Raw genomic sequence first — 21,094 nt, 5'->3', positions numbered from 1 at the left:
TATATAGCGCTCTAAATTTGCTAAAACGCTTGCGATATTTTATGCTGACAGCTAATACCAATTGCATTAAATATTTGCCCACTTGTACTTGTTAAAATTAACTAAAATGGCGTTGCTCTCAATCCTAATAGCCAGCTATTAGTCAATCGAGCGCCTTGTTTTAGCTGATTTTATCTACGCACAACAAGATCACTTACTTAATGCAATTGGTATAAATTCCAATCAGTCATATCAATTAACAACTTCATTAAGATACATTTTCTAGAGAAGGCATATCAATGGAAGCTCAAAAAATTAAATCAGTCGTAATTCTTGGTGGAGGCAGTGCAGGCTGGATGACAGCAGCATCATTAATTCACGTATTACCTACTAACTGCGATATAACACTAATTGAATCAGACGACATAGGAACAGTTGGCGTTGGTGAGGCGACCATCCCCCCTATCAAGGAATTTAATACTCGATTAGGCATCGATGAAAAAGAGTTTTTGCGTGCAACAAAAGGTACATTTAAACTAGGCATAGAATTTGTTGACTGGACACGTAAAGGTCATAGCTATGGCCATATGTTTGGACAATTTGGTCCAGGGTTTGATTATGTGCCGCTATTTCAATATTGGTTAAAATCAAAATCAGAGGGTAACGATTTACCATTAGATGCTTATTCAATGGCTTGGGCTTTAAGTCAATCAAACAAGTTTGATAAACCGCAAAATGGATATGGAAATATCATGTCTACCTATGATTACGCCTATCATTTTGATGCTGGACTCTATGCTAACTTCCTAAAAGAAAAAGCAATCAAAGCTGGAATCAAGCGTATAGAAGGCATAGTAGCTTCATCAGACGTGGATCAAAAAACTAGCATCATAAACAGTTTAACGCTAGAGGATGGCGAGACAATATCCGCTGACTTTTTTATAGATTGCTCTGGTTTCAAAGGTGTACTAATTCAAGATGCATTGCATTCAGGTTACACCGATTGGACCCACTACTTACCTTGTGACAGTGCAGTAGCAGTGCCAAGTGAGCACACAGGGCCAATTCCACCATTAACTAAATCAACAGCTCGAGAGGCAGGTTGGCAGTGGAAAATTCCTCTTCAACATCGAGTCGGTAATGGCTATGTGTATTCCAGTAAATTTATTTCAGATGAAGAAGCTAAGGCGACGCTGCTCGACAATGTTGATGGGAAGTTGCTAGCTGAACCAAGAGTAATTAAGTATACAACAGGCCATAGAAACCAGCCTTGGAAAGGAAACTGTTTAGCAATTGGCCTTTCATCAGGTTTTTTGGAGCCTTTAGAATCAACGGCACTACAGTTAATTCAGTCAGCCATCTATCGCTTTATATCCTTGTTTCCCAAAAATAATATGGATGGTCTATCGGCTTTCGAATATAACAAACGCACCATTGAAGAATATAACACTGTCAAAGATTTCATTATCTTGCACTATCATGCAACGGAGCGTGATGATACACAATTCTGGCAAATGGTTTCTAACATGGACATCCCAGAATCATTAAAATACAGATTAGATCAGTTTAAAAATCGTGGGCATATCATCTTTAGTAAAGATGAGTTATTTGGTCTCGATAATTGGATGTCAGTTCTGATCGGTCAAAATGTTACACCAGATACCTATGATCCTATTGTGGATATGCGTGAAAATGTAGACTATCAGAAATTTATGAAAGATATTAAGCATGCTATTGATGAAAGTGCGAAGATCGCACCAACTCATGAGGACTTCTTAAAATCGTATTGTAAGAAAGATACAGGGATCTATATCTCTCGTTAAAATCGTAGGCTTGCACCAAAACGTGCAAGCCTTCTTTTTTAAATGATTATTAGCTTGGAATACGCACCCAACCTTCCATTAAGATACGGGCACTACGGCTCATAATCGCTTTATCGACCTGCCATTGACCATCAACAAGACTAGCTTTCGCACCAACACGTAATGTGCCTGACGGGTGACCAAAACACACAGATTCACGTTCACCGCCACCAGCGGCAAGATTCACTAATGTACCCGGAATAGCTGCAGCGGTACCAATAGCCACAGCAGCAGTGCCCATCATGGCGTGATGGAGCTTGCCCATCGACAAAGCGCGTACGTTTAAATCTATAGTATCTTTGCCGATTGCTTTACCGCTTGATGATACATAGTCCATCGCTTCACCAACAAACGCCACTTTAGGTGTATGCTGCCGTGCAGCGGCTTCTGAGATATCGCTAATTAATCCCATTTTCACCGCGCCATAAGCACGAATGGTTTCAAACTTCGTTAAGGCTGCTTCATCCCCATTAATGGCTTCTTGTAGCTCACAACCTGTATAACCGATTTCACTAGCATTCAAGAAGATGGTTGGGATTCCTGCGTTAATCATCGTAGCCTTGAACGTACCGATTCCCGGAACGTCTAAATCATCGACTAAATTTCCCGTTGGGAACATAGCACCGTCACCATCACTAGGATCAACAAACTCTACTGGCACTTCTGCCGCTGGGAAAGTCACACCATCGAGTTCAAAATCACCGGTTTCTTGCACTTCACCGTTAGTAATAGGCACACGCGCTATAATGGTTTTCTTGATATTCGCCTGCCAAATACGCACAACACAAACGCCGTTTTCAGGAATCCGATCGCTATCAACCAGACCAGAATATATAGCAAACGAACCAACCGCCGCCGTTAAATTGCCGCAGTTACCACTCCAATCAACAAAGGCACGATCAATAGCAACTTGGCCAAACAAGTAATCTACATCATGATCTGGTACTGAAGCTTTAGACAGAATGACTGTTTTACTCGTACTAGACGTCGCCCCGCCCATGCCATCGGTTTGCTTGCCATAAGGATCTGGACTACCAATCACCCGCAGCAACATAGCATCACGCGCTTCACCTGCAACTTGAGCAGCCTGAGGTAGGTCAGTTAAGTTGAAAAAGACCCCTTTCGAGGTTCCGCCACGCATATAAGTAGCGGGGATTTTTATTTGTGGTTTATAAGACATCTGCACATCCTTCTTAAATTCAATCTTTCTATCTCTATGTAAGTAAATCAAAAAGAAATACAACTTTTCAGCATGGAAAACTCCCGTCTTTTATTGCCTTTAAAGTCATATCAGTTAGAAGAAAAAATCACGGATGATTTTTTAGCTTTTTGTGCAGGATGCACGTAAAAAGCGGTTTCGGTAAGACTGATATTTCTTTAAAGAAAAGCAATAAATTTACGGGTCGCCTTTCTTTTGGTTACTTTTCTTTGTAAATCTCATCCTGAAATTTATCGCTATGCGACCTGCTAAAGCAGTCCTAGAATATTCCCGATATTCTATCTAGTGGCGACGCACAAATTAGTTTGGAACTAATTTGAACAGCCAACGGCTGGCCCGCAGGGTGAAATACACGGATGTATTTCATAAAGAAAAGTAACTGGCGCGCATATGATCAAGCTTAATTGAGCGCGTCAAATATAATGACGCGTCCATTGTTAAACACTACCTTCCAAAAAATCCTGTGCAAAACGCTGCAATACACCACCAGCGCCATAAACAGAAACTTCTTCCGCTGTATCTAAACGACACTTAGCGTCGATAGTCACCTGTTCACCACTCTTGCGTGTCATTAATACTTGCAGCGCTGCACCTGGTGCAGGCGTACCAATAACATCATAGGTTTCAGTACCATCGATATTGAACGTCTCGCGTGTTTCGCCGTCGACGAACTCAAGCGGCAAAACCCCCATGCCAACTAAGTTGGTACGGTGAATACGTTCGAATCCTTCGGCTAAAATCACCTCAACACCCGCTAAGCGAACCCCTTTGGCAGCCCAGTCACGTGAGGAGCCTTGGCCGTAATCAGCGCCTGCGACAATGATCAGTGGCTGCGCGCGATCCATGTAGGTTTCAATCGCTTCCCACATACGTGATTCAACACCTTCAGGCTCAATACGCGCTAGTGAACCTTGCTTGATTTCGCCATTGTCATCACGGCACATTTCATTAAGCAATTTAGGATTTGCAAAGGTCGCACGTTGTGCGGTTAAATGATCACCGCGATGCGTTGCATATGAGTTGAAATCAACCTCTGGTACGCCCATTTTATCTAGGTAAGCACCCGCGGCGCTCGCCAATTGGATAGCGTTTGAAGGTGATAAATGATCGGTCGTAATGTTATCACCGAGTACCGCTAACGGACGCATTCCTTTCATGGTGCGCTCGCCCGCTAATGCGCCTTCCCAATAAGGAGGACGGCGAATATAGGTGCTCATTTCACGCCAATCATATAGCGGTTTAATTTGCTCGCCCATTTCAACTTTAACGTTAAACATTGGCTCATAAATAGATTTAAACTGTTCAGGCTTAACACTCGCAGTCACAATTTCATCTATTTCTTCATCCGTTGGCCAAATATCTTTAAGCGTAATCGGATTACCATCGCTATCAACGCCTAAGGCATCTTGTTCAATATCAAAACGCATGGTACCAGCGATTGCATAGGCAACAACAAGCGGCGGTGACGCTAAAAATGCTTGTTTCGCATGTGGATGGATACGACCATCAAAGTTACGATTACCTGATAATACGGCTGTTGAATACAGGTCACGATCGATGATTTCTTGCTGGATCTTAGGATCAAGCGCGCCACTCATGCCATTACAGGTTGTACAGGCAAAACCAACAATGCCAAAGCCAAGTTGTTCAAGTTCTGGTAGTAGCCCTGAATCTTTTAGGTAAAGCTCTGCGACTTTTGAACCTGGTGCGAATGAAGACTTAACCCAAGGTTTTCGAATAAGACCTAACTCGTTTGCTTTGCGAGCTACTAGCCCTGCTGCAACCACGTTGCGTGGATTAGACGTATTGGTACAACTGGTGATCGCCGCGATAATAACAGCGCCGTCAGGCATTTCGCCATCAGTTTCCGTCCATTCTTTAGCAATGCCACGAGTAGCAAGATCGCTCGTTGGTAAGCGGCGATGCGGATTTGATGGACCAGCCATGTTGCGACAAACTGATGATAGATCAAAAGTCAATACGCGTTCGTATTTTGCCTCTGTCAAGCTATCTGCCCACAAACCTGTTTCTTTCGCGTATTGTTCAACTAAGGCCACTTGCTCTGGCTCACGACCTGTTAATTTTAAGTAGTCGATTGTCTGTTCATCAATATAGAACATACCTGCACTAGCGCCAAATTCTGGTGTCATGTTAGAGATCGTTGCGCGATCGCCAATCGTTAGACTCGCTGCACCTTCACCGTAGAATTCAAGGTATGATGAAACGACTTTTTGTTCACGCAAAAATTCAGTAATTGCTAACACGATATCGGTTGCCGTTATGCCTGGCTGACGTTTGCCAACGAGGCGAACGCCAATGATATCTGGTAGGCGCATCATTGATGGACGACCCAACATGACAGTTTCGGCCTCCAAACCACCTACACCCAATGCGATAACACCTAACGCGTCTACGTGTGGCGTATGAGAATCAGTGCCAACACAGGTATCAGGAAAGGCTATGCCGTCTCGGGCTTGAATCACTGGCGACATTTTCTCAAGATTAATTTGATGCATAATGCCATTACCAGCTGGAATAACATCAATATTGTCAAAAGCGTCCTGACACCAATTGATAAAATGGAATCTATCTTCATTACGGCGATCTTCAATAGCGCGGTTTTTATCAAACGCATCACTTTCAAAACCACCATGTTCTACCGCCAAACTATGATCGATAATTAGCTGTGTCGGTACAATAGGATTGACTTTGGCAGGGTCACCGCCTTGTTCGCTAATTGCATCACGCAACCCAGCTAAATCAACTAGCGCCGTTTGGCCTAAGATATCGTGACAAACCACACGTGCTGGATACCATGGGAAATCAAGATCTTGTCTGCGATGAATAATTTGTTCCAGTGACGCCGTTAAATCGTCAGGATTACAACGACGTACAAGTTGCTCAGCTAAGATGCGCGATGTGTATGGAAGTGTGGCATAAGCGCCTGCTTGAATGTCTTCAATGGCAGCGCGCGTGTCATAATAATCTAACGATGTGCCAGATAATTTTTTACGATATAAAGTATTGTTCATAAGTGTATCCGTGGAATCTAAGATCGCGCTAATTATCATTGCTTTCTTTTGTAGCGACGATTCAAACCTCCCACACGTATTCAGGTGGGAGGGTTAGGAAATTAACGCGCGCTAATTGGCGTTACTTTGCGTGGTTCACTACCCGTGTAATCTGCGCTTGGGCGGATGATACGGTTGTTTGAGCGTTGCTCGATAACGTGTGCAGCCCAGCCTGTTAAGCGTGAACAAACGAAAATTGGCGTGAATAGTTTCGTTGGAATACCCATGTAGTTATACGTTGAAGCATGGAAGAAATCAGCGTTACAGAATAATTTCTTGGTGTCCCACATGAACTCTTCACAAGCAACAGAGATATCGTATAACGATGTATCGCCATTCTCTTGTGCTAGTTTTTCAGACCATTCTTTAATGATGACGTTACGTGGATCAGACGTGCGGTAAATCGCGTGTCCAAAGCCCATAATCTTTTCTTTACGCGCTAACATGCCAGCCATTTGCTCTTTTGCATCTTCAGGTGATGTAAAGCGCTCAATCATATCCATCGCGGCTTCGTTAGCACCACCGTGTAGTGGGCCACGTAATGTACCAATAGCGCCAGTGACACAAGAGAACATGTCAGATAATGTTGATGCACAAACACGCGCGGTAAAGGTTGATGCGTTGAACTCATGCTCTGCGTATAAGATTAATGATACGTCCATGACACGGCGATGTTGCTCGCTTGGTGTCGTACCGTTTAAAAGACGTAAGAAGTGACCGCCTAAAGACTCTTCATCGGTTACACAGCTAATATCTTCACCGTCATGGCTAAATTTATACCAGTAGCACATGATGGCAGGGAATGCAGCAAGGAGGCGGTTAGCAGCGCGATGTTGCTCGCTAAAGTCGTTTTCAGGCTCTAAGTTACCTAAGAATGAACAACCGGTGCGCATAACATCCATTGGATGCGCATCTTGTGGGATGCGTTGAAGCACTTCTTTTAGCGCTTGTGGTAGATCACGCATTTCAAACAGTTCAGCTTTATAAGCTGCTAATTGCGCTGCATTTGGCAACTCGCCATTAAACAGTAAGTAAGCAACTTCTTCAAACGTTGCATTATCAGCCAGATCACTTACATCGTAACCACAGTAAGTTAACCCACTACCGCTTTTACCAACAGTACATAACGCTGTTTCACCAGCACTTTGACCACGTAATCCTGCACCACTTAATTTCTTATCACTCATTGCCATTCTCCTGACTTTCTTCCTAATTATTTAATATTGTTTTAATTCTTAAAAATGTTATTTGTTTTTGCCTTCGGCAAACAACGAATCGAGCTTTTGCTCGTAATCGTGGTAACCAAGGTAATCATATAAATCCATGCGTGTTTGCATCGTATCAACAACAGCTTTTTGATCCCCTTGCTCTAAAATGCTGGTGTACACCAACTCAGCAGCTTTATTCATGGCACGGAATGCCGATAATGGATAAAGCACCATCGCAGCGCCCCACTCACCCAATTGTTCTTTATTCCATAATTCAGTTTGACCAAACTCAGTAATATTCGCCAAAATTGGTACATCTAACGCTTCGCTGAACGCACGATAATGTTCTTCTGTTTTCACCGCTTCGGCGAAAATTCCGTCAGCACCAGCTGCAACATAAGCTTTAGCACGTTCAATAGCTGCTTCTAAGCCTTCTTGAGCAAATGAGTCAGTACGCGCCATAATGAAGAAATCAGGGTCAATGCGCGCATCGACAGCCGCTTTAATACGATCAACCATCTCCTCAGTTGACACGATTTCTTTATTTGGACGGTGACCACAACGCTTTTGCGCGACTTGGTCTTCCATATGAACGGCAGCAGCGCCTGCTTTTTCCATGTCACGAACGGTTTTAGCAATGTTAAATGCGCCGCCCCAACCTGTATCGATATCTACTAGCAGTGGTAAATCACACGCCGAGGTAATACGCTGGACATCGACAATCACATCATTCAATGACGTCATCCCCAAATCAGGTAAACCATAAGAAGCGTTCGCGACACCGCCGCCTGATAAGTAAATGGCTTGATGACCGATTTGTTTAGCCATCATCGCTGAATACGCATTAATCGTACCTACGATTTGTAATGGGTTATTTTCTGCTAATGCTTCTCTAAACTTCTTGCCTGCGCTCATCATATTTTCCTCTGCCTGTGGCTCATTTAATTTTGTGTAGCAACATCAAGTGTCGCCATTAGTTATTACAATTTGGTTTCAATATTTTTCATTGAATAAGTGATGTGGCGGCGCATTAACATTTCTGCTAATTCCGCATCGCGATTAGCAATGGCGCGTACGACATGCTTGTGTTCATCAAACGCTGTCGTTACTCGAGGGCCAGCCATACCAAGCTGTACGCGATACATGCGTACGAGATGATAAATGCCATCGATAAGGGTGCTGATCAGATGCTGATTTTTGCTGCCTAAAATAATGCGATAGTGAAAATCGACATCGCCAGCCTCTTGATAATAAGACTCGCCGCTTTCAACTTTTTTAGAATGGGAATCAAGTAATTGCTGTAAATCCGCAATTTCATCAGCTAACATATTCTTAGCCGCCAAACGTGCCCCCATGCCTTCTAACGCTTCACGTACCTGATACAACTCAATCAGTCCTTGCGGCGATAATGACACCACGCGCGCACCAACATTAGCTTTACGCTCAACTAAATTGGATGCTTCAAGACGATTAATCGCTTCACGAATAACAGCACGGCTCACTTCGTACTTTGTCGACAATTGTGTTTCGCTAAGTTTAGAACCCGCCGCAATATCCCCTTCAACGATGTCTTTTCGCAGTTGAAAGAACGTTGTATCGGCGGCTGTTACTGGCTGTTCGGTAAAAAATGTCATGTTTAGCAAAAATGTCCATCACTTAAAGTGTCGACAATATTGCTATTATTTTTACATTTGGTCAACAAAAAAGCCTTGATTGTCGACAAAAGGATAATAGAGAGTGGAAAGTTAGTGTTACGGAAAGGGGATTACTTAGAAATGTATTCACTAAATAAATAACGACTGTTTAAGTTCATTAATCAATTTAGATCTACGAATAATGAGTTCGCTGTCAGTAGCAAGCTTTTGTTGAATTGGAGTTTTCATTGAAAGCAAAGCAATTTCACTATATTTAACAATTGTGATGGATCCACATGATAGGATGATTCCGCTTTTAATTTGAGGAACTTCAATCACATCATCAACCGCGACAAAATGTTCAGCGCGATATTGACCAACCTGCTGCGCAGTCAGTTTAGAATCATCAACTAAAGCAGCCATGATGGCAATAGATAAAGCCGTAATAACAACAGCCAACAATGAAGCAATTAATTTGTACATAATAAACCTTCGCTTAATTGATGTTATCTAGGCTAACTAAAATCCTCGAAAAACGCTTGAGCTTTTTTGATTAGGGTAGGACGACAAAATCATTGTATATACTAAATCAACTTCAAAGTGCAGTTTTTAATATTTGAAAATTATCATTGATCGTATCGTCAAGTGTATTGGCAATATCGGGTAATGTTGACTCAAAAAAATCGCTAATACGCCGTCGAAACTCTTTAGTACTTGAAAAATATTGGCTATTTCTCGCATTTTTGTTCATTACCTTCCATAGCCGTTCTATTGGGTTTAAATTAGGACTATAGGGTGGTAAATAATGTAACTTGATATTGAGCTTTTCGGCTTCATCAATCACTATCTGATTACGGTGATAACCAGCACCATCAAGAACCATATGAAGCATACCGCTCGTCTGATAATTGGCTCTGACTTCATTTAAAAAATCAACGATAGATTCACCGTTGACTGTCTTATTATATTGCCTTATCACTGCTTCCTCTAAGTGACCCAATCGGATAGCTCCCACTACATTAATTCGTGTTCGACTTCCTGTGGTTTTAATGGGTTTATTTTCCCCTTTTTTAATCCAGCCTGCCGTGATTTTTGTCGCTTGTGTTGGATGAACAGCATCCATAAACAAGATTGGCTCATTAGGGGCCAGCGTTGATTTAAGCTGGTTATAATGTGCGATAAAAGCTGCTTGCTTTTCCTCATCAAAATTATGAGGAACGCCTTTGGGCTTTTTATAACTAAAGCCATGCTGATGTAACCATTTATTGAGACCAGGCACCGTGTATTTAATGTCGTACTCACTCTCAATATGATCAAGTATTTGATGGCTATGTAGGTAAGTTACTTCACACAGGTGTGCAATTAACTGTTGCGTTTGCTGATGATTAAGATAACTAGTAGAGCCGCCGCTGTTGATGGTTAATTTTTCACGACGAATGTAGTCATCAATATATCTAACAACTGACGTTTCGTGAATGCGTAACGCTTGAGCAATCATTGGCGAAGACCAGCCTTCGTCACGCAATAGAATAGCTTTAATTCGATCGCACTCACGCTTATCTCTCGCTTTTTTATGTCGAGATTCTAACGTTTCTTTTTGAATGTCGGTGAGAGCAATCTTTTTCATGTGACTATCATGATCTCATTAGCTAAAAAATCAAGCACTTTCAATGATCACGGGTATATATCAACAATGACATCTTTGTAGTCATAATATCAATTCCTATCACTACATATAACGGCTTCTCTGCATGAAAGTATATTACAGTTTTCACACTCTTTTAGGTTTTCAATAATCTAGATAACAATTAGAACAAAGGGACTTCTAAATTTTTTATATTCAGCTGCCAACTTACGCCATTTACGTCATCTAAGCTATCCACCATCAAATATGACGCCGACTGAGGCTGAATGACCCAAGCCCTTTGATTACCCGTTTCAACTTCTACAATGTTGTTATCTTTAGTACTCACGAGTTCATAACTCAAGTTTTCCCATTTAACATCTGATGTATTTTCAATTTTGAATATTAATCGATTCCCTTGTACATCAGGAATTTTAAGCATGTTTACTTGAGTCGTTTTAAAATCGCCTTGATAATTGCTAAATTCTGGCTCAAACCATCCCTTAAGGTAACCAACAAAAAGCACAAAAGGTAAAAAAGTGACCACTGTAGAAAATTGTATTTTTTTATACCACTTATGGTTTAAATCGCGTCGACAACAAGCACAAACCGTTGCTTTTTTAGGAACTTCACTTTGACAATGAGTACATAACTGTAAGTCCGACATTTTCATATAATTACGCCTATCATCTTAAATCCTAAATATTGATTTTTCTCTTAAATTTCCGATCACTAACTCCGAATGAACATTGCCGCCAAGAACGGGGATTTCCACACTAATATTAGCTTCGCTATTGGCGTCAACTTTCCAACTCGGTTCAACGCTATACTTCGAATAAATAACCTTACTGCCATCACGCACGATAATCGCATAATGAAGGTAGTTCCAATCTAATTCGCTGGTATTCCTAATGCTATACACTTGCGTTTTTATTTGGCCAAAACCAGCTTTAGATTCTTGAATTAGCTGTGAACTAAACTGCGACTCATGTTTTCGAAAATCAGTAGGAAACATACCTGCTATATTCAGCATAGCGATCACTGTAACAGTTAAAAAAAACCACGCTATTGATTCTAATATCATTTTTTTCATTTCTGAATCCACCTATCTCTTTTTAGACGTTAAATTCTTGATAGAAAGTTTCCAATCAGTAACCTGTGGTTTATTTTTGAGCCTGAGTGTTACATACCCCGTAGAATTCGCTGCTACTAGCCAACTATAATATTCACCAGAACTAACAAATGAAACTTTGCCATCTTGCATACCGATAAGCTGATAACTCATATCTCGCCACATATACTCTGTGTCATTATCAATTTTAAAGACCACAATATAATCATTATTTGCCAGCGTTCTATCACTGACAAAAGACGTTGTGAACTTGGATGTATACTCTTCAAAGTTTTCTTCAAAATTACCGAGTACATTTAACATGTAAAGAGCAATCATTCCTAAAGGAATTAGATATACCCACTCCCCAGATATTCGCCACCAAGATTTTTGCAATCTACAGCAATGCGAACACGTCCAAGAGCTTTCTATAATTTCACTGCAACAATATTTACAATTTTTTGGGGGGCTTAGCGATGGCATAACTAGATTCAATCTAATTAATAAATACTAATGAACAAATATTCACTAGGGTTATAGGAGGGAGTCTTTTTAGATACATATCATGAATTCCTTTTATGATAATTAATATTGATTGGTAAGATTAGATGATAAACACCAGATTTACAAATAAAAATTATTTGCTCTATGCTCAACTAACATTTACCGTAAATCACAAATCGACTTCAAACTCTCAGCAAATAACGTCGATAAACTTCACTTTTTTGGCTATTACTTATTCGGTTCTCACTCTACTTCTTGAATAAAAATGTAATTTAGGAAAAATTAAAAAAAAATGTAACCATTTACGGCTCAAAGACGTCTAGCTATATAGTAATGAGAAAGGAGTAAATAAGTGACATTGGATACGGAAATTATCAAAAGGATGCTAAATGGTGAAGATCAGGCATTCGCACAATGTTATGAATTAACATCAGCGATAGTGTATTCAGCTATATTTCGGATCTGCCAAAATAAAGATAGTGCTCAAGATATATTGCAAGAAACCCAATAACAGAACGTAACGGGGTGCGATTTGCGGAAAATATGTCAACAATCAATAAACTTAGTGGCTCATCACTAAGTGATATAAAAGCATATCGTCCAATCGGCGGTAAATATTACATCATTAACTTTGCGTTAAATGTAGAGTCCAACAAAATTTACCGCTTAATTGCACAAAAAAGTAGCTCATCAAAACTATTTGATTCAGTTGCAATAGCCTCTATCAAAAACAGTACCTGCGACAATAAAAAACCTATTCCAGCAAAGTCTCAACAACAGCTAGTTAACTTCGAAAGCAATTTACCAACGGCATTACAATTACGAATTGATGCATTAACAAAAGATATAACTGACCATTATAGCAAGAGTGGCCGTGCAGCTAACTCAATTAACCTATTGTTACCAAAACGAAAAGAGAGTCACTTTGGATTGATTCTTGACCTAAATAGTAACATTAACGAGGGACTACTAATTCAAGCAATTACGCCTCGCACTTTTGCAGAAAAAATAGGGTTAAAAACCAATGATAGAATTATGTCATTCAACGGAACTTCAATTATCAATAACAAAGATAGTCATACTGCTGTAGCGCAACTTCAACAGCTGTTGAAGGACATACAAAGCGAAACTGAAGTCAATATCGAAGTTGTTCGCGACAAGGAAAAAAAGACGCTCTCAACCACCTATCTTAAAACTATATTACCCGAAATTCGCGCAACTATTGGTTGATAAATAGTCGAATTTATTTAAAAATCGCCACCTTCGCGGTTTCACCTTCAATACGTGAGCCGCGATACATGCCTTTGGTATTGAATGTAAGGGCAATGTTTCCCTTAGGATCAACCACAATCACACCGCCAGTGCCGCCTGCTTTGAACATTGGGCCGAAGATAACTTCTTTACTGGCCTCTTCAACGCTTTTACCTTGATATTGAACACGAGCGCATATGTCTGATGCCACGTTATAACGAATGAAGTACTCGCCATGACCAGTTGCTGATACGGCACAGGAATTGTTATCAGCCCAAGTACCAGCGCCAATCACAGGAGAATCACCGATACGGCCATAGCGTTTAGCCGTCATGCCGCCAGTACTTGTTGCGGCGGCAATATTACCTGCTTTATCGACCGCAACCGCGCCAACAGTACCCATTTTATATTGACTGTCTAGCTGGCGATAATTTGCTTGATAATCTTTGTTGCTATCCGACTTACCTTTAATCGCTTTGAGTTTTTTCTTGGCTCTAAGCAGCGACTTATAACGGTTATCGGTGTCAAAGTGACTGTTGTTAATTAGCGGCATCCCTTGCTCAAGGGCAAATTCTTCTGCCCCTTCGCCAGACAGCATGACATGCACAGAATCAGTCATCACTAAACGTGCTAAATTGATTGGATTTTGAATGTGTTTAACACCTGAGACTGCACCCGCCTGTTTATCACGCCCGTCCATAATGGACGCATCAAGCTCATGCGCGCCATCGTAGGTATAGACAGCGCCCTTTCCAGCATTAAACAATGGTGAGTTTTCAAGAATATTCACCGCGCGATTAATGGCATCTAAGCTTGAGCCACCAGCGGCCAAAATTTCGTACCCAGCATTAGTCGCCTCAGTAAGCTTAGCGTTATACTTAGCTTCTTTTTCCGGTGTCATCTTAGCCTTGGCAATGGCACCAGCGCCGCCGTGTATTGCGATAACAAATTTATGCTCGCTCGCTTGAAGTGGTGTGATAAATCCGGCAATCGCCGTCATTACCATCATAGATTTACTCAGTTTAGCGAACATAAATAGCTCCTTATTTTGTTATTATTCTTTGATCCACTTATCAGCGGTTAATACAAACTTAGATAATACGTTAACGTTTTGATCTAATTGCTTTTGTAAGCGTTTCGAAAAACGTGGCATTAAGTAATCTGGATGATCAAACTTGGTGTGCCAAATGGAGCCCCAATATTTTTCTTCTTTGCGATTACAGGCGCCAATCGCCTCTTCATCGAAACAGGTCCAAAATTCTTTGTCAGCAATCTGCGAATAACCGTCGTTACCACTCTTGCCGTTGATTTCAAAGTTGGTCGCTTCTAGGTAAGCCGTCTTAATACCGTTACAGGCGAATGGCGCGTGATCTGACCAACTGCCCGTTTGACCTTCTGGATAGCCAGGGAATGGCTGATGCAATAAGTGAGCGTCTTTACCGTAAAGATCTTTAGAAACGCTACGCAACGCTTCACGTATTTCAGACGAGCTTTCGAATTTAGGCGATTTTACATAACTACAGTTATAAGGCTTAGTCAGTGGACTATGAACATACAGCTTGTCACCGCCAATAATCGTATCTAAGTTGATCATAGTAACGACATTGTTCAACGGGTTGTCGCTGCGATTGACGTAAGCTTTAGAGCCATTAAGGCCATTTTCTTCAGCGCCAAACGCAATCAAACGCACGCTATAAGGTAGCTTTTTACCTTTAAGCTCATTAGCTAGTGCCATTAACGCCACCATGCCTGAGCCATTATCTAGAATACCTAACGAACCAGCCTTCTCGCCTGTTGAATCATAATGAGCACCAACTACGATGATATCTTTAGAGTCACCTTTGATATCCACTACGAGGTTTTGTGATTCAACTTTGCCGTTTTTAGCGCGATATTTAAATGGCAACGACTTAACCTTATAACCCATGGCTGTCATCTCATCACTCATCCACTGCGCCATTTCGTTTTCTTGCTTAGTACCTGCAACGCGAGCGCCCATTTTTTGAGTCACTTCGAGCAGTGATTGAAACTGATTCCACGCGTAACTTGTCGAGTTATCGGCTGCGAATGTTGAGGCGCTAGAGGCCATAAGGCCCAAAGCCAAAACTAAGGCTGATTTTTTCATGAGAAGGGATCCACTAAATTCTTTTAATGGCGCTGAATATACCTTGTTTTAAGATGACTGTTAACTAACACCAGTTTTACTTTGTAACTTACTTTGTAACTTACTTTTACAATCTCCCCCTCATTTAGCCTCATGGCCTGCAAAGCCACATGATTTTCCTTTGCGGGAAAAATCGATAACACTCCCCCGACTATCGACAGAAAAGCTGCAACAATTATCAAATTGCGCCATCAAAGACGCGCGTGCTTTTTTAACACGTGATTTTAAGGTTGAATATTTAATGTCGTGTTGCTCAGCAAAATCCTTTTGAGTTACCCCTTCTAATTCGATTGCCCGTAATAATTGGCGCTGCGCTGAAGGGAGTTGATTAATAAAAGGTTAAAGGCATGGCGTAAAGCTATCAATAAGATCTTTTGATGGTTTGTCATACCATTCGACATTTTCTTCGTGGCGCTTTTTAACATGGCGACGGCGATAAAAATCGATAATGGTATTGTTAGCAATTTGAAATAACCACGACTTAATACTTGTTTGATCGTGCACTGAGCTGAGGTTTTGGTGCGTTTTGAGCAGTACTTCCTGCAAAATGTCTTCAACATCTTGATTGTTGACGACCTTTGCATGTAAAAAACCTTTCAATGCCGTTTGATATTGTTGCCACAAGTTTTCTAACGTCATCATTAAACTCAATACAGTTAAGGTGGATTAAGACTAAACTATTTCCACCTTAACCGAAATAGTTTAGTAGGCAAATTCGCCACGCGTTATCGTTTCAAAAGATTGCATCGCCACTTTGCTGAGCGTCATCAAGTCATTATCAGACTGGACTGACGCATAACCAATACCTTTAAATTCCATCTTTAAATACTCTGTTGTCAGCTCGATAGGCTTCACAAAACAATCAGGATAATTTTCATTATGACCCGTTGCCAACATTGATGCAGACTTTCCCTTAAACTCACGTCCCAAATCTTTTTCAATTGTCAGTAAATCTGAGATGCGATCAAAAAAGACTTTGAGCTGCGCTGACATTGAATACCAATAAAGCGGAGTTGCATAAACGATATGATCAAATGCCACCAACTCTCGCATTAACGGTAAAAAATCGTCTCCCTTATTGTGATGTTCATAGTCATAAAATGACATATCGTAATCTGCTAAATCAAACACCTTAGCATCACTAAATACCGAAAATTCATCAACTAGTTTACGGGTATTACCATCACCACGTGATGTCCCTAATATTACTGCGACTTTCATTATTGCTCCTTAATTAAGCGCTTTTAAGCACATCATCGTTTGTGGTTGAAACTTGTTCATTATTAGCAGCAATTTGCTTCGGACGATGATCACTAGCGAACCATAAGTAAAATACTGGCAATATAAACAATGTAAAAATCGTACCAATAATCATGCCTGACACTAAAATAATACCGATACTATTGCGGGCTTCTGCACCAGCGCCAGACACCAGTACTAACGGGAAATGACCTAAAACAGTCGCTAAGGTCGTCATTAAAATAGGACGTAAGCGAGTACTAGCTGACTCAATAACCGCTTGGAGTTTATCCTGTCCTTGCTCCTGCAAGTGATTAGCAAACTCAACAATAAGAATGCCATTTTTAGCAATCAATCCAACCAAGGTAACCAAGCCAATCTGTGAGTAGATATTTACCGTTGTTAACGATAAAAATGGTAAGAATAAAGCGCCAGATAGAGCCAATGGCACACAGCCAAATAAAATAACTAAAGGATCTCTAAAGCTATTAAATTGAATGGCTAAAATCATAAACACAATGGCAAATGAAATAGCCATTACCGTCATCAAGCTATTACCTTCTTTGCGAATTTCACGTGACTCACCCGCGTAATCAACAAGATATGAACTGGGTAAAATACTCGCCGCCGCGTCTTCTAAGCTCGCTAATGCTTGCTCTTTAGTAACGCCCGGTAAAATACCGCCATAAATCTTAAACGAATTTTGTTGACCGAAAGAGCCCAACGCTCGCGGCACCGTATTCCATGTCACAGTAACAAAATCACTCACACTAACTAGCTCGCCTTGCGGTGTTTTAATGGTTAATGTTTTCAATTGCTGAGGATCATTAGCAATCGCATTATCCAACATTGGGATCACGCGATAAGCTTTGCCATTAGCATCAAAACGATTCACAAAATTAGCCGATAGATAGATATTAAGCTGACGACTCACATCTTGCACCGTCATGCCTAAGTCAGCAATTTTCTGGCGATTAAGTTTGAGAGACATTTGCGGTAAATCTATTTTTAAATCGGTATCAGCGTATAAGAATTTTCCACTGCCAAAGGCGGCATACACTAACGCATCGGCGTATTCTTTCATCTCTTCATAACTAGCACTCGATTTCACCACCATTTCAACATCAAACTGACCAGCAGTCGGTAGCGGAGATGGCAAAATAGGTAAATTGTTCAAGCTTGCAGCTCCCGTCAAACGGCCATAAATCTCAGGCATTTTTTCGGCAGTCGTAAAATCGCGCTGATCGCTTTTTACAAACTCCAAACCACCAAAACCACCAGCACTAGTGATAACCTGCCACATTTGTTGACCGCCTTCTACGGTTAGTAAGTTTTCTACGACAAGTTTAATGTTGGTTTCATTGTATTTCAGTGACGACTCTGGCGGTGACTGCATCACAACGTTAATACTACTTTGATCTTCAATCGGTGCTAACTCTTTGGCAGACTGTTGATAAAAAGGAACAATGAGTAAGCCAATGACAAGCGCCACTAACATGATTTGCCCCTGATAACCCATTGAGCGTTTTAAGAGTTTGCTATAACGCACCTGAAGCTTGGCAAATAATCCGTTAACTAGTCGAGTTAAGCGACCTTCTTTGCCTTTAGCGTCTGCAACATAAGCACTCATAATAGGCGATAGAGTGATAGCGACTACGCCTGAGAGCAACACAGCAATAGCTAGTGTAAAGGCAAATTCTTTAAACAATACCCCCGTCAATCCTGATAAAAATCCGATAGGTGCGTAAACCATGGCAAGCGTTAACGTCATTGAAATCACTGGCACTAACAATTGGCGAGAGCTCACCAATGCCGCCTGCATTCTTGGCATACCCTCGCGCATGTGACGCGCCACATTTTCAACAACCACAATCGCATCATCAACCACTAAACCAACCGACAACACGATAGCTAACACGGTAAGTAGGTTTAACGTAAAGCCCATTACCCAAATTGCGGCAATAGCCCCTAAAATTGAAATTGGAATAGTCACTAACGGCACCAAGGCTGTTTTGAACGATCCCATCATGAGTAATACAACAATGCCAACTAAGATAACGGTTTCAATCAATGTGGACACGATCTCTTGCAATGCATCCCGCATGTAAAGCGTGCCATCGTAAGCAATGTTAATGTGCAGGCCATTCGGCGCTTTCGCGTTAATGTCATCAAGCACCTTGTACAGACGATCACCAATTTCAATTTCATTGGCTCCCGGCAGTGGGTAAACAGAAATATAAACAGTATCTTTTAAATTAAATCTCGCGGTACTGCTTGCTTGTTCGGCACCAAGTTTTACATCAGCGATATCCTTAACGTAGACGATACCTTCGTCGTCGTGTTTAACGATAAGTTGCTCGAATTCAGTGACTGTCGATAACTGTGTGTTAGCCACAATATCGATGCGCTGTGTGTCATTCTGGCCATAACCTAACGTTGAAATGCTGTTGTTATTGGCCAGCGCGTTATAAACCTCTTCACTACTCACATTCAGCATATTCATGCGATTAGCATCTAACCATATACGCATTGCTGGCGTTCTCGCGCCTTCAATACCCACTTTTTGCACGCCGCCAATGTTACTGATGATTGGATTAACCTGACGTGTTAGATAATCACTTAACTGCGATAAGCTCGCCCCTTTTGCTTCTACGTTTAGGTAGAAAACAGCATTGGGTCTATCGGTACGTGTTACCGATACCGCAGGATCTTCTGCACCTGGTGGTAATTCAAATTTAATCTGGCTAAGACGCGTGTTTAGCTCAGCCAAAGCTGCAGTGGTATCTTCATTAAGCTTTAGCCACGCAGTGACTGTGCTTTGACCTGAAGTCGTTGACGAATCAACATATTCTACGCTGGGCACTGTTGCTGCGATACGCTCAATAGGATCGGTAACAAAACCTTTTATTACTTCCGCCGACGCACCGGTATACGCCGTATTGATGGTTAACGATGCACTTTTAATCATCGGAAATTGCAAGACAGAAATACTTTTAACAGCCCACAAACCCGCTAAACAAATAAACAATGAAATAACGATAGATAAAATGGGACGCTTTACAAAAGCATCCATAACGTTGCCCTTTAACTGATTAATCATCGAATACCGCCGTTTTCACTCAGCTCAACAATTTCATCCATTGGCGTTGGTTCAATAAATACTTTGAGCCCTTCACGCAATTTAAATGCACCAATAGTAGCAATACGCTCCCCCTGCTCAAGACCGGAGTCAATTACAACACCTTGGGTTAAGCGATCACCTAATTGCACTTGGCGACGGGTTACCCGGAAACTATCACTTGCTTCTTCGTTAACCACAAACACATATTCCCCTAGCTGATCACGAGTGATGGCTAAGTTTGGTACAATAATCGCCGATTCATTTTGAGCTACAGGCAAGGTAACGTTGACTAAAAATTGTGGTTTGATGGCCAACTTATCCAAGCTCAATTCAGCGCGATAGTGAACTTGTCGGCTTTGACCACGTAACGTCGGCGCGCTTGAAATAATTGTCGCAGTAACACCTTTAACTTGTTGAGGTAATGACACATTCACCGTGCTGTTTTTATCTAACATCGGATAGACTTGTGGCACGTTAAAATCAACCCAGATATTGTCGTTAACCCCTATTAGTTGAGTGATATCATCATCTTGAGCAAGTGTTTGCCCTATGGCTAGATTATGTAACCCAACGTAAGCATCAAAAGGGGCTTTAATGGTTTTCTTGGTGATGTTTGATTCGATAATACCGACATCAGCCTGAGCAATAGCAAGCTCTGCACTAGCAATGTCTAATTTCTCTTGGCTAATACGCTTGTCTTTGTAAAGCGATTGAATACGACTGAGCGTTTGTTGTTTTAAAATGGCGGTCGCTTTCGCTGACTTTAATTGTGCTTGCTCTTCGCTGTCATCAATTCGCACCAAGGTTTGACCTTGTTTTACAACGTTACTTGGATCAAGATTCAAATAAACAATTTTGCCTGCACGTTCATTTTTAAGCATCACTTGGTTAATCGCGACGCTTTCCCCAAGTACCGTGTGACTCGGTTGAAAATCACTGAATTTAACATGTGTTGCCTGAATAGTTGCCGCTGGTTCATACTCATCCTGCGCCGGTTTCGCCGATACAGACTGCTTTAAATAAAATATCCCTGTTAGACTCAACACAATGAATATTAGGGTAAAAACCCAAGAAAAATGCTTCATAGTTACCTACCTTTCACAAAAA

The 21,094-nt window shown here is 41.2% G+C and carries 20 protein-coding genes; 3 read left to right on the top strand and 17 right to left on the bottom strand.

What is annotated here, in order from left to right:
* Positions 1-278 precede the first annotated feature (278 nt).
* Positions 279-1,802 (top strand): tryptophan halogenase family protein, encoded by a 1,524-nt coding sequence (locus tag ACMAZF_RS02715; RefSeq protein WP_435275957.1) that lies wholly within the window; start codon positions 279-281, stop codon positions 1,800-1,802.
* Positions 1,803-1,851: 49 nt separating this feature from the next.
* On the opposite strand, the gene prpF is transcribed toward ACMAZF_RS02715, so the two are convergent.
* The 10 genes from prpF to ACMAZF_RS02665 all read right to left on the bottom strand — a co-directional run bounded on the left by prpF (position 1,852) and on the right by ACMAZF_RS02665 (position 12,104).
* Positions 1,852-3,021 (bottom strand): 2-methylaconitate cis-trans isomerase PrpF, encoded by a 1,170-nt coding sequence (gene prpF, locus ACMAZF_RS02710; RefSeq protein WP_435275956.1) that lies wholly within the window; start codon positions 3,019-3,021, stop codon positions 1,852-1,854.
* Between the two features lie 476 nt (positions 3,022-3,497).
* Entirely contained in the window at positions 3,498-6,092 is a 2,595-nt protein-coding gene (acnD, locus tag ACMAZF_RS02705) for a Fe/S-dependent 2-methylisocitrate dehydratase AcnD (RefSeq protein ID WP_435275955.1), read from the bottom strand.
* 101 nt (positions 6,093-6,193) lie between these two features.
* Entirely contained in the window at positions 6,194-7,318 is a 1,125-nt protein-coding gene (prpC, locus tag ACMAZF_RS02700; RefSeq protein WP_435275954.1) for a bifunctional 2-methylcitrate synthase/citrate synthase, read from the bottom strand.
* Between the two features lie 57 nt (positions 7,319-7,375).
* Positions 7,376-8,254, bottom strand: coding sequence for a methylisocitrate lyase (gene prpB, locus ACMAZF_RS02695; RefSeq protein ID WP_435277164.1), 879 nt, complete (start codon positions 8,252-8,254; stop codon positions 7,376-7,378).
* A 65-nt stretch (positions 8,255-8,319) separates the two neighbouring features.
* Positions 8,320-8,973, bottom strand: a complete 654-nt coding sequence (locus ACMAZF_RS02690; protein ID WP_435275953.1) for a GntR family transcriptional regulator — start codon at positions 8,971-8,973, stop codon at positions 8,320-8,322.
* Between the two features lie 150 nt (positions 8,974-9,123).
* On the bottom strand, positions 9,124-9,456 hold the full coding sequence (locus ACMAZF_RS02685) for a hypothetical protein (RefSeq protein WP_435275952.1): 333 nt from the start codon (positions 9,454-9,456) through the stop codon (positions 9,124-9,126).
* Between the two features lie 112 nt (positions 9,457-9,568).
* Positions 9,569-10,600: an IS630 family transposase gene (locus tag ACMAZF_RS02680; protein WP_435274875.1), complete on the bottom strand. Its 1,032-nt coding sequence runs from the start codon at positions 10,598-10,600 to the stop codon at positions 9,569-9,571.
* 181 nt (positions 10,601-10,781) lie between these two features.
* Complete coding sequence (locus tag ACMAZF_RS02675) at positions 10,782-11,270, bottom strand: hypothetical protein (protein ID WP_435275951.1); 489 nt, start codon at positions 11,268-11,270, stop codon at positions 10,782-10,784.
* Positions 11,271-11,288: 18 nt separating this feature from the next.
* Positions 11,289-11,690 carry a hypothetical protein gene (locus ACMAZF_RS02670; RefSeq protein WP_435275950.1) on the bottom strand — a complete coding sequence of 134 codons (402 nt, stop codon included), beginning with the start codon at positions 11,688-11,690 and terminating at the stop codon, positions 11,289-11,291.
* Between the two features lie 12 nt (positions 11,691-11,702).
* Positions 11,703-12,104, bottom strand: coding sequence for a hypothetical protein (locus ACMAZF_RS02665; RefSeq protein ID WP_435275949.1), 402 nt, complete (start codon positions 12,102-12,104; stop codon positions 11,703-11,705).
* Between the two features lie 460 nt (positions 12,105-12,564).
* Here ACMAZF_RS02665 and ACMAZF_RS02660 point away from each other — a divergent pair, with 460 nt between their 5' ends.
* Positions 12,565-12,723, top strand: coding sequence for an RNA polymerase sigma factor (locus ACMAZF_RS02660; RefSeq protein ID WP_435275948.1), 159 nt, complete (start codon positions 12,565-12,567; stop codon positions 12,721-12,723).
* A 32-nt stretch (positions 12,724-12,755) separates the two neighbouring features.
* The gene (locus tag ACMAZF_RS02655; protein WP_435275947.1) at positions 12,756-13,442 is read left to right on the top strand and encodes a PDZ domain-containing protein; all 687 of its coding nucleotides are present in this window, start codon (positions 12,756-12,758) and stop codon (positions 13,440-13,442) included.
* Positions 13,443-13,455: 13 nt separating this feature from the next.
* On the opposite strand, the gene ACMAZF_RS02650 is transcribed toward ACMAZF_RS02655, so the two are convergent.
* From ACMAZF_RS02650 to ACMAZF_RS02620, 7 genes are all read right to left on the bottom strand, one after another.
* Complete coding sequence (locus ACMAZF_RS02650) at positions 13,456-14,472, bottom strand: isoaspartyl peptidase/L-asparaginase family protein (RefSeq protein WP_435277163.1); 1,017 nt, start codon at positions 14,470-14,472, stop codon at positions 13,456-13,458.
* 45 nt (positions 14,473-14,517) lie between these two features.
* On the bottom strand, positions 14,518-15,552 hold the full coding sequence (locus tag ACMAZF_RS02645) for a M28 family metallopeptidase (protein WP_435275946.1): 1,035 nt from the start codon (positions 15,550-15,552) through the stop codon (positions 14,518-14,520).
* Positions 15,553-15,708: 156 nt separating this feature from the next.
* A complete protein-coding gene (locus ACMAZF_RS02640; protein WP_435277162.1) occupies positions 15,709-15,960 on the bottom strand; it encodes a sigma factor-like helix-turn-helix DNA-binding protein in 252 nt (83 codons plus the stop codon).
* A 6-nt stretch (positions 15,961-15,966) separates the two neighbouring features.
* Positions 15,967-16,269, bottom strand: a complete 303-nt coding sequence (locus ACMAZF_RS02635; RefSeq protein WP_435275945.1) for a sigma factor — start codon at positions 16,267-16,269, stop codon at positions 15,967-15,969.
* Positions 16,270-16,329: 60 nt separating this feature from the next.
* Positions 16,330-16,848: a flavodoxin family protein gene (locus ACMAZF_RS02630; RefSeq protein ID WP_435275944.1), complete on the bottom strand. Its 519-nt coding sequence runs from the start codon at positions 16,846-16,848 to the stop codon at positions 16,330-16,332.
* A 13-nt stretch (positions 16,849-16,861) separates the two neighbouring features.
* Positions 16,862-19,966: an efflux RND transporter permease subunit gene (locus ACMAZF_RS02625; RefSeq protein WP_435275943.1), complete on the bottom strand. Its 3,105-nt coding sequence runs from the start codon at positions 19,964-19,966 to the stop codon at positions 16,862-16,864.
* Positions 19,963-21,072 (bottom strand): efflux RND transporter periplasmic adaptor subunit, encoded by a 1,110-nt coding sequence (locus ACMAZF_RS02620; protein WP_435275942.1) that lies wholly within the window; start codon positions 21,070-21,072, stop codon positions 19,963-19,965. Before ACMAZF_RS02620 ends, ACMAZF_RS02625 begins: the two co-directional genes overlap by 4 nt.
* Positions 21,073-21,094 lie beyond the last annotated feature (22 nt).

Source organism: Psychrobium sp. nBUS_13 (genome assembly GCF_051201665.1).
In the GTDB taxonomy this organism is placed as follows: Bacteria; Pseudomonadota; Gammaproteobacteria; order Enterobacterales; family Psychrobiaceae; genus Psychrobium.
This window is presented reverse-complemented; position numbering and strand designations above follow the sequence as displayed.

What these genes read in the sequence shown, in the direction of transcription:
- ACMAZF_RS02635 (WP_435275945.1), bottom strand. Translation starts at nt 16,269, where the DNA reads ATGATGACGTTAGAAAACTTGTGGCAACAATATCAAACGGCATTGAAA.
- ACMAZF_RS02645 (WP_435275946.1), bottom strand. Translation starts at nt 15,552, where the DNA reads ATGGCCTCTAGCGCCTCAACATTCGCAGCCGATAACTCGACAAGTTAC.
- ACMAZF_RS02685 (WP_435275952.1), bottom strand. Translation starts at nt 9,456, where the DNA reads ATGTACAAATTAATTGCTTCATTGTTGGCTGTTGTTATTACGGCTTTA.
- ACMAZF_RS02680 (WP_435274875.1), bottom strand. Translation starts at nt 10,600, where the DNA reads ATGAAAAAGATTGCTCTCACCGACATTCAAAAAGAAACGTTAGAATCT.
- ACMAZF_RS02655 (WP_435275947.1), top strand. Translation starts at nt 12,756, where the DNA reads ATGTCAACAATCAATAAACTTAGTGGCTCATCACTAAGTGATATAAAA.
- ACMAZF_RS02625 (WP_435275943.1), bottom strand. Translation starts at nt 19,966, where the DNA reads ATGATTAATCAGTTAAAGGGCAACGTTATGGATGCTTTTGTAAAGCGT.
- ACMAZF_RS02715 (WP_435275957.1), top strand. Translation starts at nt 279, where the DNA reads ATGGAAGCTCAAAAAATTAAATCAGTCGTAATTCTTGGTGGAGGCAGT.
- ACMAZF_RS02620 (WP_435275942.1), bottom strand. Translation starts at nt 21,072, where the DNA reads ATGAAGCATTTTTCTTGGGTTTTTACCCTAATATTCATTGTGTTGAGT.
- ACMAZF_RS02650 (WP_435277163.1), bottom strand. Translation starts at nt 14,472, where the DNA reads ATGATGGTAATGACGGCGATTGCCGGATTTATCACACCACTTCAAGCG.
- prpC (WP_435275954.1), bottom strand. Translation starts at nt 7,318, where the DNA reads ATGAGTGATAAGAAATTAAGTGGTGCAGGATTACGTGGTCAAAGTGCT.
- acnD (WP_435275955.1), bottom strand. Translation starts at nt 6,092, where the DNA reads ATGAACAATACTTTATATCGTAAAAAATTATCTGGCACATCGTTAGAT.
- ACMAZF_RS02670 (WP_435275950.1), bottom strand. Translation starts at nt 11,690, where the DNA reads ATGAAAAAAATGATATTAGAATCAATAGCGTGGTTTTTTTTAACTGTT.
- ACMAZF_RS02690 (WP_435275953.1), bottom strand. Translation starts at nt 8,973, where the DNA reads ATGACATTTTTTACCGAACAGCCAGTAACAGCCGCCGATACAACGTTC.
- prpF (WP_435275956.1), bottom strand. Translation starts at nt 3,021, where the DNA reads ATGTCTTATAAACCACAAATAAAAATCCCCGCTACTTATATGCGTGGC.
- ACMAZF_RS02630 (WP_435275944.1), bottom strand. Translation starts at nt 16,848, where the DNA reads ATGAAAGTCGCAGTAATATTAGGGACATCACGTGGTGATGGTAATACC.
- prpB (WP_435277164.1), bottom strand. Translation starts at nt 8,254, where the DNA reads ATGAGCGCAGGCAAGAAGTTTAGAGAAGCATTAGCAGAAAATAACCCA.
- ACMAZF_RS02675 (WP_435275951.1), bottom strand. Translation starts at nt 11,270, where the DNA reads ATGAAAATGTCGGACTTACAGTTATGTACTCATTGTCAAAGTGAAGTT.